We start from the raw sequence: 211 nt of genomic DNA on the forward strand, positions 1-211 counted from the left end.
GGGAAATGAGGGGTTCGAACCCCCGACCCCCTCGGTGTAAACGAGGTGCTCTGAACCAGCTGAGCTAATTTCCCTTTTTTAAAGGATTGCAATATTTTATAAAAAAACCCTTTAGTTAAACTAAAAGGCTTAGCGTGGGAAATGAGGGGTTCGAACCCCCGACCCCCTCGGTGTAAACGAGGTGCTCTGAACCAGCTGAGCTAATTTCCCT

General features: G+C 47.9%; 2 tRNA genes. Both read right to left on the reverse strand.

The window, feature by feature from the left end:
* Nucleotides 1–74, reverse strand: a tRNA-Val gene (locus AC0IWT_RS20065).
* Between the two features lie 61 nt (nucleotides 75–135).
* Nucleotides 136–210: transfer RNA gene (locus tag AC0IWT_RS20070), tRNA-Val, on the reverse strand.
* Nucleotide 211 lies beyond the last annotated feature (1 nt).

The sequence above is a fragment of the Pedobacter sp. AC464 genome (genome assembly GCF_979253075.1).